The sequence below is a fragment of the Mycobacterium sp. IDUB_5 genome (genome assembly GCF_055419565.1).
In genome coordinates this window covers 1-12,445 of record NZ_JBVAXX010000007.1, presented here as the reverse complement: position 1 = coordinate 12,445, position 12,445 = coordinate 1, and the positions used below count along the sequence as shown (strand labels likewise).

The following is a 12,445-nucleotide window of genomic DNA, read 5'->3' as shown; positions in this document are numbered from 1 at the left end:
AATGCCGAGCTGCTACTTGGGTGTCACACACGCATGCCGGCAAAGGTCGACGATGACAGCCGACACGGCCCGAGCGAACGTCGGGCCGTGTCGGATGTTGTGTCACGACCCGATCGAGACGTCCTGTTCGTCGTGCCCGAACTCGACCGACTTGCCCGCGTAGGTACCCGTGCATGAGGTCACCACGTGGTAGGAGGTCAGGAGCAACGGTGCCGGGACGGTGAAGTCGGCGGTGCCTTTCGCGGCTATCGCGAAATTCCTTGACGCACCGGGTGTTCCGTTGTCGCTGGTGGCGTTGTAGGTGCACTGACCGCTGATGTCCGCGGAGTTCGCGACGTTGACCTTCCAGACGCCGAGGCCCTTGCTGAACGACACGCGTACGGCGTTGGTCGGTGCCGGGCACTCAGCCCCAGCCGGGACGGTCTTGCCGTCGGGGCACTGGACGTCGGGCTTGGGTGCGGCGGTGCACTGCTGGCCCGCGGGCACTGTGGGGCTGGTCGACCCCGGCGGGCACTGCACCGGCGGAGCCGCCGTGCACTGCTGACCGGCCGGTACCGTCGGCGACGCCGATCCCGGAGGGCACTGCACGGGTGCTGCGGGGGTCGGCGGAGCGCCGAGGGCGACGGCAACGGTGTCGTCCTCTTTGTCCTCGTCGCGGATGAAGCCGACGCCGAACTCGGTGTAGGCGCAGTCGCGAACCGCGGCGCCCGCTGCCCCGCTCATCATCGCCCCGATCGCCTGGCCTTGCGGATCACCGTAGCCCTTGTACGTGGCGACGCGGCCGTTGTATTGCCCCGCGGGCGGGACACCCGGCGCCCGGTTGCCGACTGCTGCCTGCGCTTCGCCTTCGAGGGCGATGTTGTACTTGAGCGGGCCACAGGCTGAGCCCTGGCGGGCGCTGTTGACCGCGGCCCTGATCGGGTCGAGCGGATCGGCGTGGGCCGCGGGCGCACCGACGAGCACATGCCCCGTCAGTAGGATCGCGGCGCACGCGAGAATCGCTGCGAGCCAGCGTTGTCGTGTCACGGTGATCTCCCCAGAATCGGCGACACGATCGGTTGGACCGCGTCGGATGACTGCCCACTCCAGATAGCGGACCCACAGAAAGATGGCACGCCACGCCGGCGGTGACATCGGGCGAACACCTGAAATCTTCGTCAGCCGGCGAAGTCGGGACACAGGTTGGTGGTGGCGGCGCTGACGAACAGCGTGCCTTGCCCAGGTGGCAGCATGTAATCGTGTTCGGCCGCGTCCATCGCATCGAGAACCGTTGTGCCGCTTCGTAACAGATCACAGGTGTGATAACCGGCGCCGACGGTGTCGGCGACGGTGGCGCCCGGCAGCACGATGTTCAGGGTCGCCAGCTCGTCGAGGAAGCCGTCACGCGGCTCGGCCGAGGCCACAGGAGCCGCCACGGTGGCGAGGGCGGCGGCCGCCGCCGCAGCAGCAGAGGAGACAGCGATCGACCACATGGGTGGTCCTTTCGTGAAGCCGCGGGGATTTCGCGGCGGAGCAAGTGAGGACGTCTGCCGCATCCGGGCAGATCACGCGAACGTTAACGCCGGCGGTCACCGCCCGATATCGGGTGTTGACCTGATTTTCCGGGCCGGATTCGTCCCCGCGATCAGCAGCAGCCGGTGGCCTTGCGCTCGGCCAGGTGTGCGTGCTCGGCATTGTCGCCGGCGCGCACCGCGCTCAGGAACTCGTCGAGATCGATGCGACGTCCGCCCAACCAGGTCCCGGCCACCTGCACGGTGTCGATCAGCGCTGCGGGGTCGACCTCCCACGGATCGGCGGTCAGCTCCACGAAATCGGCGAGCTTGCCGGGGCTGATGGATCCGACGAGGTGCTCGCGGCGCAGCGTGCGGGCCGCGTCGATCGTCTGTGCGCGCCACGCCTGATCCAGCGAGATCGCCTGCTCGGGGCAGTGCACCGTGCCCTTGCGGGTGCGCCGGGTCACCGTGGTGGCGATGTTGACGATCGGCGTCGGCGGCGAGACCGATCCGTCGTTGTGCAGCGAGACGCACGCGCCCGAGGCGACGGCGTCCGCGAAGGCCGCCCACCGCGCACCGTACCGGGGGTCGAACATCGCGCCGTCGAGCAGTTCGCCCCAGTAGTAGTACTGAAACGGCGCCATCGACACGTGCACCCCGAGCCGGGCCGCGCGATCGAAATGTTCTCGCGTTCCGGCCCCGCAGTGCTCCAACCGCCAGCGGTGGTCGGTGCCCAGCAGGTTGTGCTTCTTCAGTGCGTCCTCGTAGGCGTCCAACGCGAGATCCAGTGCCAGGTCGCCGTTGGCGTGGAACGCCATCTGCCAGCCCGCCGGTGCCGCCTTGTCGAGGATGGTATCGAGCTGTTCGCGACTATAGTTCATCGAACGCGCCCCGCCCGCCACTGCGGGATCGATGCCTGCGGTACGGGTGGCCTCGGTGTCGAGGTAGGGGAACGAGATCGCGATGTTGCCCACCCACGGGGATCCATCGGTCCACAGCTTGACCCCGGACTTGGTCAGCCACTCCTCGCCGGCCGTGAACGTCATTGGCTCCCAATAGGTATCGGTGACCGACATCTCCCACATGCTCACACGCAGCGGGCACGAGGGAGCCGCCGCCAGCGCCTCGTATCCGGCGGCGAACTTGGGGTCGTAGGTCATGTCCGACGTCGAGGTGTAGCCGCCGCGCGCCATCAGCGCGTAGTAGCTCGCTGCCGACGCCAGCGGGTCGCCCATCTGCGTGAGCAACGGCATCGTCACCGCAGTCACGACGGGCAGCTCGAAACCCTGCCCGTTCAGCGATCCGTCGGCGTTGCGGCCGAACCGGCTGGCGACGGGATCGGCCGGCGGATCGGTGTCCCAGCCGCGGGCGCGGATCAGTGCGGAGTTGAAATAGACGCCGTGCCCGGAGTTGTCGGTCACGACCGCGATGCGATCACCGAAGATCTCGTCGAGTTCCTCGGCTTTGGGCGACGGATGACCCTGCAGCAGTGCGTCGTAACCGGCGAACCACAGCGGAGTTCCGGGACCGGTGTTCGCCAGCGCGTCGGCGAAGATCTCCTGCACCTCGGCCCACGACGTCGCGACCCACGGTGCGATCGAGCGGGCCGGGGCCTCGGTGGCGATCCCGCTGATCAACGGATGACTGTGCGGCTCAACGAATCCCGGGACCAAGACCGTGGCTCCGCTGTCGACCTCCTCGGCGCCCGGCAGCGCGGTCCGGCACTCGTCGAGGCTGCCCACCGCGACGATGCGACCGTCGGACACCGCGACGGCCTGTGCGCGCGGCACGGCCTCGTCCATCGTGATGACGGTCCCTGCGGTCACGATCACGTCGGCCATGGCCACAGTCTGACATCGATGTGACAAGCTGCCGTGGTGTTCGCAGCAGTTTGCCGGAGCCGTGCCGCCGGGATCGCGCTGGGTGTGCTCGCCGACGCGGCGTTCGGCGACCCGCGGCGAGGTCATCCGGTGGCGGTGTTCGGTAGCGGGGCGGCCGCGCTCGAGCGCCGCTGCTACGCCGACAACCGGGAGGCGGGCGTGGTGTACGCGGGCGCCTTGCTCGGTGCGGTGACGCTGACGGCCGCCGGTGTGGGGTGGCTGAGCCGGCGCACAGCGGGTGCCGCTGACGTGGCCTGGGTCGCGGCGGCGACATTCACTGCCCTTGGCGGAACCTCGCTGGCCCGAACCGGTGACCGGATGGCCGACCTGGTCGGCCAGGGAGACCTGGCCGCGGCGCGAGAGCTGCTGCCGTCGCTGTGCGGCCGTGACCCGTCGGTGCTCGACGGGGCGGGACTCACCCGTGCCGCGCTCGAGTCGATCGCGGAAAACACCTCGGACGCGCAGGTGGGGCCGCTGCTGTGGGCTGCCGTCGGCGGTGCTCCCGGTGTGCTGCTGTACCGCGCGGCCAACACCCTGGATGCGATGGTGGGCAACAAGTCGTCGCGGTACCGCCGATTCGGCTGGGCGGCAGCTCGATTCGACGATCTGCTGAATCTCGTCGCGGCCCGGCTGACGGGTCTGCTCGTCGTGGCGTGCGCCCCGCTGGTGGGTGGCTCGCCGCTGGGGGCGATCCGGGCGTGGCGCAGCGATGCCGCCCGGCATCCCAGCCCCAACGCCGGAGTCGCCGAAGCGTCCTTCGCGGGGGCGCTCGGAATCCAGCTGGGCGGACCCACGCAGTACGCCCACGAACTGGAGATCCGCCCCACCCTCGGCACCGGACGGGCACCTGAGGCAGGTGACCTCCGGCGGGCCGTCCGACTGTCGCGGGCCGTTCAGGTCGCGGCCGCCGCCGCTGCCGTCAGCGTCGCCTGCCGTAGCGGTCGGCCAGCTTGTCTTCGCGCGTGACCGGCTCGGCCGGTGCGCCCCTTTCGCGGCGGCGAGCCTGCACCTCGGCGTAGACGAAATAACCCACCCCGATGGGGGCGATGATGCCGAACGCGATCCACTGGATGCCGTAGGACAGGAACGGCCCGGCCTCCATGCGCGGCAGCGGGACGACGCCGAGCCCGCCCGGTTGATCCTCGACCAGCTGCAGGTACGACCCCGCCAGCGGAACACCGACCAGCGCGGAGATCTGACCGGGATTGATCGAATACACCTGCTGCACACCGGCGTCGCGGAACGGGTCCTTGCCGACGGCGACGGGTTCGGGGTCGCGCAGCCGGGCGGTGATCGTGACCGGATCGGTGGGGGCGGGGCTGATCTCGGGCACCGCGGAGCCGGTCACCGGCTTCACATAACCGCGGTCGACGAGCACGGTCGGGCCGCCGTCGACGGCGAAGGGCACCAGCACCTCGAACGCGGGATCGCCGTCGATCACCCGCAGCCGGGCCACGACCTGGGCGCCGGTCAGATACCGCCCGGTGGCCGTCACGCGTTTCCACTGCTGCTCCGGTGCCGACGAATCCTGTTGCGGCAGAAGCGTCGTCAACGGCACCGGATCGGCATTCAGCGATGCAGAGATCTGGGCGTTCTCCCGCGACGTCTTGGTGTTCTTGTGCAGCTGCCACGGTGCGAGCACGGTGAAGCACAGGTAGGCGAACGCGATCACCACGACGTAGAGCGCGAGCCACTGCGGGCGCAGGAGGAAGGCGAGTCGGCGCACTCCTCAGCCCGCCTGCCGCCGCTCGGCCAGCTGCTCGTCGACCCAGGCGTGCAACCCGGGCAGGGCGGCGTCGATGACCGCGAACACGGCCTCGAAGTCGTCCTGGGTGCCGTAGTACGGGTCGTCGACGTCCAGGGCGTGCTTGCCCGATCGGGGATCAAACGATCGCAGCATCCGCAGCCGGTCGGTGGGCACACCGCGTTCGGAGAGCATGCGCAGGTGGTTACGGCCCAGCGCCACCACCAGATCGGCGTCTAGGTGGTCCTCGGTCATCTGCGCAGCACGGTGGGCGCTCGGATAACCGTGGTCGCGCAGCGTGACGCCGGCCCGGCGATCGGCCGGTTCGCCTTCGTGCCAGTGGCCGGTACCCGCGCTGGTGACGCGGACCGCGTCGGACAATCCGCGCTCACGGAGTTGGTGGGCGAACATCTTCTCGGCCATCGGGCTGCGGCAGATGTTGCCCGAGCAGATGAAGGTCACGTGCAGCTGATCAGACACCCAGCACCTCACGCAGCGCCGCGACGTCGGCGACATGGGCCAGGGCGGGACTGTCCGACCCCGTGAAGTCGGCGCGACCGTAGCCCCAGTCGACGACGATCGTGCCGATTCCGTGTGCCGCGGCACCCTCGACGTCATGCGAACGGTCGCCGATCATCACGACGCGCTCGGGGAGCGGCGCCAGCTGGGCGAGCGCATGCGCGACCACGTCGGCCTTGCCGGCCCGGCTGCCGTCCACGCTGGCCCCGGCGATGACCTCGAAGAAGTCGTCGAGCCCGAAGTGCTCCAGAATGCGCTGCGCCGTGGGTTCGGCCTTCGAGGTCGCCACTGCCAGCCGCACGCCCGCGCGGGTCAGGTCGGTGAGCAGGTCAGGAATGCCCGCGAACGGGCGGTTCATCGACCAGCCGCGGGTCGTGTAGTCGGCGCGGTAGGCGGCCATCGCCTCGCCGGCCTGCTCGCCGAGGCCCATCGATTCCAAGGTGTGGCGCATCGGGGGTCCGACGATTCGACTCACGAGGTCACCCTCGGGAACCGGCGCGCCGATAGCGGCCAGGGCGTGGTGGAAGCTGGCGACGATGCCCTCGGCGGAGTCGGTCAGCGTGCCGTCCAGGTCGAAGATCACCAGATCGCCGCGGCGCACCTGGGTCACCCCGGCTGCGCTGTCCACCATGTCCGTCACGCGACCCATTGTCCCTGATGCCGGGAGTGGCTGGACCCGCGCACTACTGTCGTGATGTGGCAAGTCCCGAGGTGATGCGATGACGGTGCGTCTCGCCGACGTCATCGAGGTGCTCGACGCGGCCTATCCGCCGCGGCTCGCGCAGAGCTGGGACTCCGTCGGTCTGGTGTGCGGAGACCCGGCAGAACCTGTCGAGTCCGTCACGATCGCCGTCGACGCGACGCCCGAGGTGGTCGCCACGGTGCCGGAACGCGGACTGCTGCTCGCCCACCACCCGCTGCTGCTGCGCGGTGTGGACACGGTGGCCGCCGACACCGCCAAGGGGTCGCTGCTGCACGCCATGATCCGCACCGGTCGCGCCTTGTTCACCGCGCACACCAACGCCGACAGCGCCGCACCCGGTGTCTCGGACGCCCTCGCCGAGGCTCTCGGGTTGACGGTCACTGACGTCCTGTCACCCGAGCCGGCGACCCCGGCACTCGACAAGTGGGGCGTGTACGCACCGCGAGACAGTGTTGCGGCGGTGCGCGCCGCGATGTTCGACGCGGGAGCCGGTCAGATCGGTGACTATGCGCAGTGCAGCTGGAGCGTGACCGGGGTCGGCCAATTCCTGCCGCTCTCGGGAGCGTCACCCGCGATCGGCGCGGTCGGCACCGTCGAACAGGTCGACGAGGACCGCGTGGAGATGGTGGCGCCGCGATCCCGACGCGCGGCGGTGCTCGCCGCTCTGCGCGCCGCACATCCCTACGAGGAGCCCGCGTTCGACGTCGTCGCCGTCGAACCGGCACCCGGCGGCACCGGGTTGGGCCGCATTGCGGCGCTGACCGATCCGGAACCGTTGCGCGCCTTCGTCGCCCGAGTGCGTCGCGGACTGCCCGCCACCACGTGGGGGGTACGTGCATCCGGCGACCCGGACGCGATGGTGTCGCGGGTGGCGCTGTGCGGCGGGGCGGGGGATTCTCTGCTCGCCGAGGTCGCCCGCGCGGGCGTGCAGGCGTACGTAACCGCCGACTTGCGCCACCACCCCGCCGACGAGCATCGGCGCGCATCCGGTGTTGCGCTCGTCGACGTCGCGCACTGGGCCAGTGAACACCCGTGGTGCGGCCAGGCGGCCGCACTCCTGCGTCGGCACTTCGCCGACGTGCCTGTCACCGTCTCCACGGTGCGCACCGATCCATGGAATGTCGAGGAATGTTCGCATGAAAGCTGATGTGGCGCAGCAACGTCTGGTGCTCGAGCTCGCCGATCTCGACGCCGAGATCGGTCGGCTCGACCACCGGCTGAACAACCTGCCCGAGCAGGTGAAGCTGGAGGCTGCCCAGAGCGCGCACCACGAGGCGAACGACCGGCTGGCCGTCGTCCAGCTCGCTCTCGCCGACATCGACGCGCAGATCGCCAAGTTCGAGAGCGAGATCGACGGGGTGCGTCAGCGGGAGGACCGCGACCGGCGCCTGCTCGAGGGCGGCACCGTGGATGCCAAGCAGCTCACCGAGATCCAGCACGAACTCGACACACTGGAGCGCAGGCAGGCCAGCCTCGAGGATTCGCTGCTGGAAGTCATGGAGCGGCGTGAGGAGCTGGCCGCCGACCAGGATCGGGAACTGGCCGGTATCGACGACCTGCAGAGCGCGATGACCGATGCCCAGCGCAACTGCGATTCGGCGCGCACGCACCTCGCCCAGCTCGCCCACCAAGCGCGTTCGCGGCGTGAGGAACTCGTCGCCACGATCGACGAATCCCTGGTCTCCATGTACGAGCGTCAGCGCGCTCGTGGCGGGACGGGTGCGGCCACGCTGCAGGGCCGGCGGTGCGGGGCGTGCCGACTGGAGATCGACAGAGGCGAGCTGGCGCGCATTGCCGCCGCGCCTGACGACGAGGTGCTGCGGTGCCCTGAGTGCTCGGCAATCCTGCTGCGGGTCAAGGGCACTGGCGCGTGAAAGTGCTGATCGAGGCTGACGGGGGGTCGCGCGGTAACCCCGGTCCGGCCGGGTACGGTGCCGTCGTGTGGTCGCCAGATCGCGCCGAAGTCCTCGCAGAGGCCAAGGAGTCGATCGGCCGGGCCACCAACAACGTAGCCGAATACCGCGGCCTGATCGCAGGTCTCGAGGCTGCTTTACAGGTCGGTGCCACCGACGTCGAGGTCCGGATGGACTCGAAGTTGGTCGTGGAACAGATGTCTGGGCGCTGGCGTGTCAAACATCCCGATCTGGCTGCGCTGCACCGGCAGGCTCAGGAGCGTGCGGCCGCATTCGAAAGTGTCAGCTACACCTGGATTCCTCGCGAGCAGAACAGCGCTGCTGACGCGTTGGCCAACCAGGCCATGGATGCCGCCGCGGAATCCGAAGCGGTGAGGGTGAATCCGGCGGGATGGACAGGGGCGAAAGGTGCGCCGACGCGACTGATGCTGCTGCGGCACGGGCAGACGCCGTTGTCGGTGGAACGCCGCTACTCTGGGCGCGGAAACCCGGATCTGACCGAACTCGGTGTGCGGCAAGCCCGTGCCGCGGCCGCCTACCTGTCGCAGGTGGGTGGGATCGACGCTGTGGTGTCGTCTCCGCTGCAGCGGGCGCGAGACACAGCCGCCGCAGCGGCCGGAGCACTCGGGTTGGATGTCGAGGCCGACGACGATCTGATCGAAACCGATTTCGGCGCATGGGAAGGGCTGACGTTCCTGGAGGCCTCCGAGCGGGACCCCGAGCTGCACCGACGCTGGCTGGCGGACACCGCCGTCGCGCCCCCGGGTGGGGAGAGCTTCGATGCGGTGGCGCGCAGGATCACCCGCGTGCAGCAGCGTCTGCTCGCCGAACGAGCCGGCCAGACAGTGCTGGTCGTCTCCCACGTGACTCCGATCAAGACGCTTCTGCGAATGGCTCTGGATGCCGGTCCGGCGATTCTTTACCGGCTCCACCTGGATCTGGCATCGCTGTCGATTGCCGAGTTCTACCCCGACGGTGCGGCGTCGGTGCGACTGGTGAATCAGACCGCCTATTTGTGATCGGTGTGCAGGTGCACGCGCTCGCCGTGGAGGCCGAATAGGGCGATCGCTTCGACAGGTCCGTCGACGGCGCCGAACCAGTGCGGAGTCCAGGTCGAGAACTCCACGGCCTCACCGGGTTTGATGGTGAAGTCGCGGTCGCCTAGCAGTAGTCGCATGCGGCCGGAGAGCACGTACATCCAGTCGTGGCCCTCGTGTACCGGGAGCTGCTCGGGCGGAGTGCGCCTGCGTGCGCTGACGCGGATCTTGTAGGCGTGCAGTCCGCCGGCCGGACCCTGGCCGGTCAAGGGCCAGAACGTGATCTGGTTTTTAGTGTGCGCACCACCGCGCACCCGCGGATCTTCGACGTCGGGTTCGCGCAGCAGTTCGTCGGTGCTGACCGACAGCGCACGGGCCAGCCGCGGCAGGTGATCCAACGCGAGCCTGCGTTTGCCCGACTCCAGTCGGCTCAGCGTCGAGACGTCGATGTTGGATCGGGTCGCCACATCGTCGAGCGTCATGCCTCGTTGAGTACGTAGATCGCGCAGCCTGCGCCGCACCCGAGCGTCGACCCCGTCGTCGTCATTTGCCTGCATGGCAAGAAAGCTTGGCAGATCGTGCAGGCCGCGAGCAAGGTGGTGGCATGGCGAAGCGATGGGATTGTGTGGTGATCGGCGGCGGAGCAGCCGGCCTGAGTGCCGCGCTGGTGCTGGGCCGCGCTCGGATGCGCACGCTGCTGGTAGATGCCGGCGCGCAGAGCAACCGGGCCGCGCACGGCATCGGCGGCCTCCTCGGTTTCGACGGCGTGCCACCGGTGCAGCTGTACGCCAGGGGCCGCCAGGAGTTGTCTCGGTACCCCTCGGTAGAGGTGCTCGACGGCGAGATCACGTCGGTGACAGCGCACGAGGGCGGCTTCACGATCGGACTCGCCGGCGGCGGCACGGAAGAGGCTCGGCGTGTGCTGCTGGCGGGAGGCATGCGTTACCAGATGCCGGATGTCGCCGGCCTTGACGGATTCTGGGGTGATTCGGTGTTCCACTGCCCGTTCTGCCACGGCTGGGAGGTGCGGGATCAGCCGCTCGGGGTGCTCGCGCAGGGGGAGCGCGCGGTCCACATGGCGGTGCTGTTGAGGCGCTGGAGCAACGACGTGGTGGTGCTGTCCGACGGTCCTGCCGAGGTGAGCGGCGCCGGTCGCACGCAGCTGGCGGCACACGGCATCGCGATCGATGAGCGCCCGATAACACGCGTGTCAGGCTCTGACGGGCACGTGGACGCGGTGGTCTTCGAGGACGGGACCGCGCTGACCCGGCGCGGGTTGCTGGTCGCGAGCACGTTGCATCAGCGCAACGGGCTGGCGCGGGCGCTCGGTGTGGCGTTCGCGCCGCCGGGCCCGATTTCCGAGGAAACCATTGCAGTGGACGCGATGTGGCAGACCTCGGTGCCCGGTGTGTTCGCCGCGGGGGATGTGAGCGCCCAGATGCCGCAGGTGGCGGCTGCAGTGGCCTCGGGTTCGGCTGCTGCGGCCTCGATTGTTCGCAGTGTTGTGGAGGAGGAAGCATGAGTACGGACGCCGATCAGGACACGAAGTCGCACTGGGAAGCCAGATATGCTGAGCGAGAACGTATCTGGAGTGGACGGGTCAACCCCTGGGTTGGGGAGGTGGCGGGTTCCCTCTCGCCGGGCCGGGCCCTCGATCTCGGCTGCGGCGAAGGCGCCGACGTGCTGTGGTTGGCCGAGAAGGGGTGGGATGTCGTCGGGGTGGACATCTCCGAGACGGCCTTGGGCCGTGCCGCCGAGGAGGCAGCGCGGCGAGGGGCCGTGCTGCAACGGGTGACTTTGCGGCAGATGGACCTCTCCGACGACTTCCCGGAGGGGACGTTCGATCTGGTGTCGGCGCAGTTCCTGCAGTCGATGGTGCGGCTGGACCGGGAGCACATCTTCACCGCGGCTGCTCGTGCCGTCGCGCCGGGCGGGGTGTTGATCATCGTCGACCACGGTGCGGCGCCGCCGTGGGCGAACCTGCATCACGACCACGAGTTCCCGACAGTCGACGGTGTTCTGGCCCAGATCGACCTAGTTGCGGAGGAATGGGAGCAGCTGCGCGCCGAGCCTGTCGAGCGGGATGCGATCGGGCCGGACGGGCAGGAGGCGGTGTTGATCGACAACCTGATCGTGCTCAGGCGCCGAGCCGACGCCTGAGCTCGGCGACGCCCGGACCGCTGAGTTGCGGCAGCGCGTCGGGGCGGCCCGCCATTGCCATGAGCAGGGCCTCACCAGGGCCGCTCACGTCAGGGCCACGCCCAGCCGACCAGTCGAGATCCGTGGCGACCATGTGGAGGCCACGCGTTCGGAGCGCACCGCGAATCAGCGGAGCGATGCGCGCGAAGCCAAGAGCCGCTCGCAGGGGACCGGCGGCGATGGTGCGAGGCAGATCCAGCGGTCGGCGGACGTCCTGGTGGTGGGTCATGCACTCTGTCAACGCAATACGGCCGCCGAACCCTGAACTGACACCGCGGGGCTCGGCGTTGGTGTGGACGGCGGTGGTGATGTGTTCGCGCGACCATGTCGACAGGCGCGCGACATCTGCGGTGTTGAGCCGATCGACCCGACCGAGGTGCAGCGCCATCTCTGCGAAGAAGCCCGCCCTGCTGCGATCGAGGTAGGCCACCACGTGCGCCCCGACGCCGCGGACCCGCCAGTCGCCGCACAGGCTCGGCGCGTTCCACTGCTCATCGTCGAGGCTGGCGAGTAGCTCGGCGAAACTCTGCCGCTCTGTGATCGCCCAGTCCGTCACATCCATTGTTGTTCACTATGGCAGTCCTGCCTGTCGGTGGAGCGCGCTAGTGTCGTGGCATGTTCGCACAGGTGTTCGATATCGACGGGTCGGCCACGGAGGCTGAGCTGCGCGAGGTTGTCGCCCACTGCGAACGACTCAAAGCCGAGGCTGCCGCGGTGCAGGCGCGGGCGACCGCGCTGTGGGCGTCCAAGCGGCGCGCCGCTGAGACCGCGGCGGGGATGCCGGCGGCCAAACGGGGTCGCGGGTTGGCCTCAGAAGTGGCGTTGGCGCGCTTGGATTCCCCGGCCCGCGGTGGTCAACATCTCGGGTTCGCTCGGGCGCTGGTCGAGGAGATGCCCCACACCCTGGCCGCGCTGCACGCCGGCGTGTTGACCGAGTGGCGGGCCACCCTGATCGTC

At 69.3% G+C, this 12,445-nt stretch carries 14 protein-coding genes and 1 pseudogene; 7 read left to right on the top strand and 8 right to left on the bottom strand.

Annotation, left to right across the window (positions count from 1 at the left end):
• Nucleotides 1-102: 102 nt before the first annotated feature.
• The 3 genes from ACZY1G_RS22565 to ACZY1G_RS22555 form a co-directional block, all read right to left on the bottom strand.
• Nucleotides 103-1,026 (bottom strand): hypothetical protein, encoded by a 924-nt coding sequence (locus ACZY1G_RS22565; protein ID WP_463823672.1) that lies wholly within the window; start codon nucleotides 1,024-1,026, stop codon nucleotides 103-105.
• A 131-nt stretch (nucleotides 1,027-1,157) separates the two neighbouring features.
• A complete protein-coding gene (locus ACZY1G_RS22560; RefSeq protein ID WP_463823671.1) occupies nucleotides 1,158-1,472 on the bottom strand; it encodes a DUF732 domain-containing protein in 315 nt (104 codons plus the stop codon).
• A 152-nt stretch (nucleotides 1,473-1,624) separates the two neighbouring features.
• Nucleotides 1,625-3,334 carry an amidohydrolase gene (locus ACZY1G_RS22555; RefSeq protein ID WP_463823670.1) on the bottom strand — a complete coding sequence of 570 codons (1,710 nt, stop codon included), beginning with the start codon at nucleotides 3,332-3,334 and terminating at the stop codon, nucleotides 1,625-1,627.
• A gap of 36 nt (nucleotides 3,335-3,370) precedes the next feature.
• Between ACZY1G_RS22555 and ACZY1G_RS22550 the strand changes: the two genes are divergently transcribed.
• Entirely contained in the window at nucleotides 3,371-4,339 is a 969-nt protein-coding gene (locus ACZY1G_RS22550; RefSeq protein WP_463823669.1) for a cobalamin biosynthesis protein, read from the top strand.
• On the opposite strand, the gene ACZY1G_RS22545 is transcribed toward ACZY1G_RS22550, so the two are convergent.
• Genes ACZY1G_RS22545 through ACZY1G_RS22535 form a run of 3 tightly spaced genes read right to left on the bottom strand, consistent with a single transcriptional unit; the run spans nucleotide 4,293 to nucleotide 6,267 of the window.
• Nucleotides 4,293-5,099 carry an SURF1 family cytochrome oxidase biogenesis protein gene (locus ACZY1G_RS22545; RefSeq protein ID WP_463823668.1) on the bottom strand — a complete coding sequence of 269 codons (807 nt, stop codon included), beginning with the start codon at nucleotides 5,097-5,099 and terminating at the stop codon, nucleotides 4,293-4,295. The two genes, ACZY1G_RS22550 and ACZY1G_RS22545, sit on opposite strands and share 47 nt — an antisense overlap.
• 3 nt (nucleotides 5,100-5,102) lie before the next feature.
• Nucleotides 5,103-5,597 (bottom strand): low molecular weight protein-tyrosine-phosphatase, encoded by a 495-nt coding sequence (locus ACZY1G_RS22540; protein ID WP_463817237.1) that lies wholly within the window; start codon nucleotides 5,595-5,597, stop codon nucleotides 5,103-5,105.
• Nucleotides 5,590-6,267, bottom strand: coding sequence for an HAD-IA family hydrolase (locus tag ACZY1G_RS22535; RefSeq protein ID WP_463817750.1), 678 nt, complete (start codon nucleotides 6,265-6,267; stop codon nucleotides 5,590-5,592). The genes ACZY1G_RS22540 and ACZY1G_RS22535 overlap by 8 nt, the downstream gene beginning before the upstream one ends.
• Nucleotides 6,268-6,355: 88 nt before the next feature.
• Between ACZY1G_RS22535 and ACZY1G_RS22530 the strand changes: the two genes are divergently transcribed.
• Genes ACZY1G_RS22530 through ACZY1G_RS22520 form a run of 3 tightly spaced genes read left to right on the top strand, consistent with a single transcriptional unit; the run spans nucleotide 6,356 to nucleotide 9,271 of the window.
• On the top strand, nucleotides 6,356-7,486 hold the full coding sequence (locus tag ACZY1G_RS22530) for a Nif3-like dinuclear metal center hexameric protein (RefSeq protein ID WP_463823667.1): 1,131 nt from the start codon (nucleotides 6,356-6,358) through the stop codon (nucleotides 7,484-7,486).
• The gene (locus tag ACZY1G_RS22525) at nucleotides 7,476-8,213 is read left to right on the top strand and encodes a zinc ribbon domain-containing protein (RefSeq protein WP_463817234.1); all 738 of its coding nucleotides are present in this window, start codon (nucleotides 7,476-7,478) and stop codon (nucleotides 8,211-8,213) included. The genes ACZY1G_RS22530 and ACZY1G_RS22525 overlap by 11 nt, the downstream gene beginning before the upstream one ends.
• Nucleotides 8,210-9,271 (top strand): bifunctional RNase H/acid phosphatase, encoded by a 1,062-nt coding sequence (locus tag ACZY1G_RS22520; protein WP_463823666.1) that lies wholly within the window; start codon nucleotides 8,210-8,212, stop codon nucleotides 9,269-9,271. Before ACZY1G_RS22525 ends, ACZY1G_RS22520 begins: the two co-directional genes overlap by 4 nt.
• On the opposite strand, the gene ACZY1G_RS22515 is transcribed toward ACZY1G_RS22520, so the two are convergent.
• Nucleotides 9,262-9,846, bottom strand: coding sequence for a helix-turn-helix domain-containing protein (locus tag ACZY1G_RS22515; protein WP_463817232.1), 585 nt, complete (start codon nucleotides 9,844-9,846; stop codon nucleotides 9,262-9,264). The genes ACZY1G_RS22520 and ACZY1G_RS22515 overlap by 10 nt on opposite strands.
• Before the next feature lie 47 nt (nucleotides 9,847-9,893).
• On the opposite strand from ACZY1G_RS22515, the gene ACZY1G_RS22510 reads away from it, so the two are divergent.
• The gene (locus ACZY1G_RS22510; RefSeq protein WP_463823665.1) at nucleotides 9,894-10,811 is read left to right on the top strand and encodes an NAD(P)/FAD-dependent oxidoreductase; all 918 of its coding nucleotides are present in this window, start codon (nucleotides 9,894-9,896) and stop codon (nucleotides 10,809-10,811) included.
• Entirely contained in the window at nucleotides 10,808-11,449 is a 642-nt protein-coding gene (locus ACZY1G_RS22505; RefSeq protein WP_463823664.1) for a class I SAM-dependent methyltransferase, read from the top strand. The genes ACZY1G_RS22510 and ACZY1G_RS22505 overlap by 4 nt, the downstream gene beginning before the upstream one ends.
• On the opposite strand, the gene ACZY1G_RS22500 is transcribed toward ACZY1G_RS22505, so the two are convergent.
• Complete coding sequence (locus tag ACZY1G_RS22500) at nucleotides 11,427-12,050, bottom strand: maleylpyruvate isomerase family mycothiol-dependent enzyme (RefSeq protein ID WP_463823663.1); 624 nt, start codon at nucleotides 12,048-12,050, stop codon at nucleotides 11,427-11,429. The two genes, ACZY1G_RS22505 and ACZY1G_RS22500, sit on opposite strands and share 23 nt — an antisense overlap.
• Before the next feature lie 53 nt (nucleotides 12,051-12,103).
• On the opposite strand from ACZY1G_RS22500, the pseudogene ACZY1G_RS22495 reads away from it, so the two are divergent.
• Nucleotides 12,104-12,445: pseudogene (locus ACZY1G_RS22495) on the top strand (HNH endonuclease); the annotation flags it as partial.

What these genes read in the sequence shown, in the direction of transcription:
- ACZY1G_RS22560 (WP_463823671.1), bottom strand. Translation starts at nt 1,472, where the DNA reads ATGTGGTCGATCGCTGTCTCCTCTGCTGCTGCGGCGGCGGCCGCCGCC.
- ACZY1G_RS22555 (WP_463823670.1), bottom strand. Translation starts at nt 3,334, where the DNA reads ATGGCCGACGTGATCGTGACCGCAGGGACCGTCATCACGATGGACGAG.
- ACZY1G_RS22535 (WP_463817750.1), bottom strand. Translation starts at nt 6,267, where the DNA reads ATGGTGGACAGCGCAGCCGGGGTGACCCAGGTGCGCCGCGGCGATCTG.
- ACZY1G_RS22530 (WP_463823667.1), top strand. Translation starts at nt 6,356, where the DNA reads ATGACGGTGCGTCTCGCCGACGTCATCGAGGTGCTCGACGCGGCCTAT.
- ACZY1G_RS22525 (WP_463817234.1), top strand. Translation starts at nt 7,476, where the DNA reads ATGAAAGCTGATGTGGCGCAGCAACGTCTGGTGCTCGAGCTCGCCGAT.
- ACZY1G_RS22515 (WP_463817232.1), bottom strand. Translation starts at nt 9,846, where the DNA reads ATGCAGGCAAATGACGACGACGGGGTCGACGCTCGGGTGCGGCGCAGG.
- ACZY1G_RS22510 (WP_463823665.1), top strand. Translation starts at nt 9,894, where the DNA reads ATGGCGAAGCGATGGGATTGTGTGGTGATCGGCGGCGGAGCAGCCGGC.
- ACZY1G_RS22505 (WP_463823664.1), top strand. Translation starts at nt 10,808, where the DNA reads ATGAGTACGGACGCCGATCAGGACACGAAGTCGCACTGGGAAGCCAGA.
- ACZY1G_RS22500 (WP_463823663.1), bottom strand. Translation starts at nt 12,050, where the DNA reads ATGGATGTGACGGACTGGGCGATCACAGAGCGGCAGAGTTTCGCCGAG.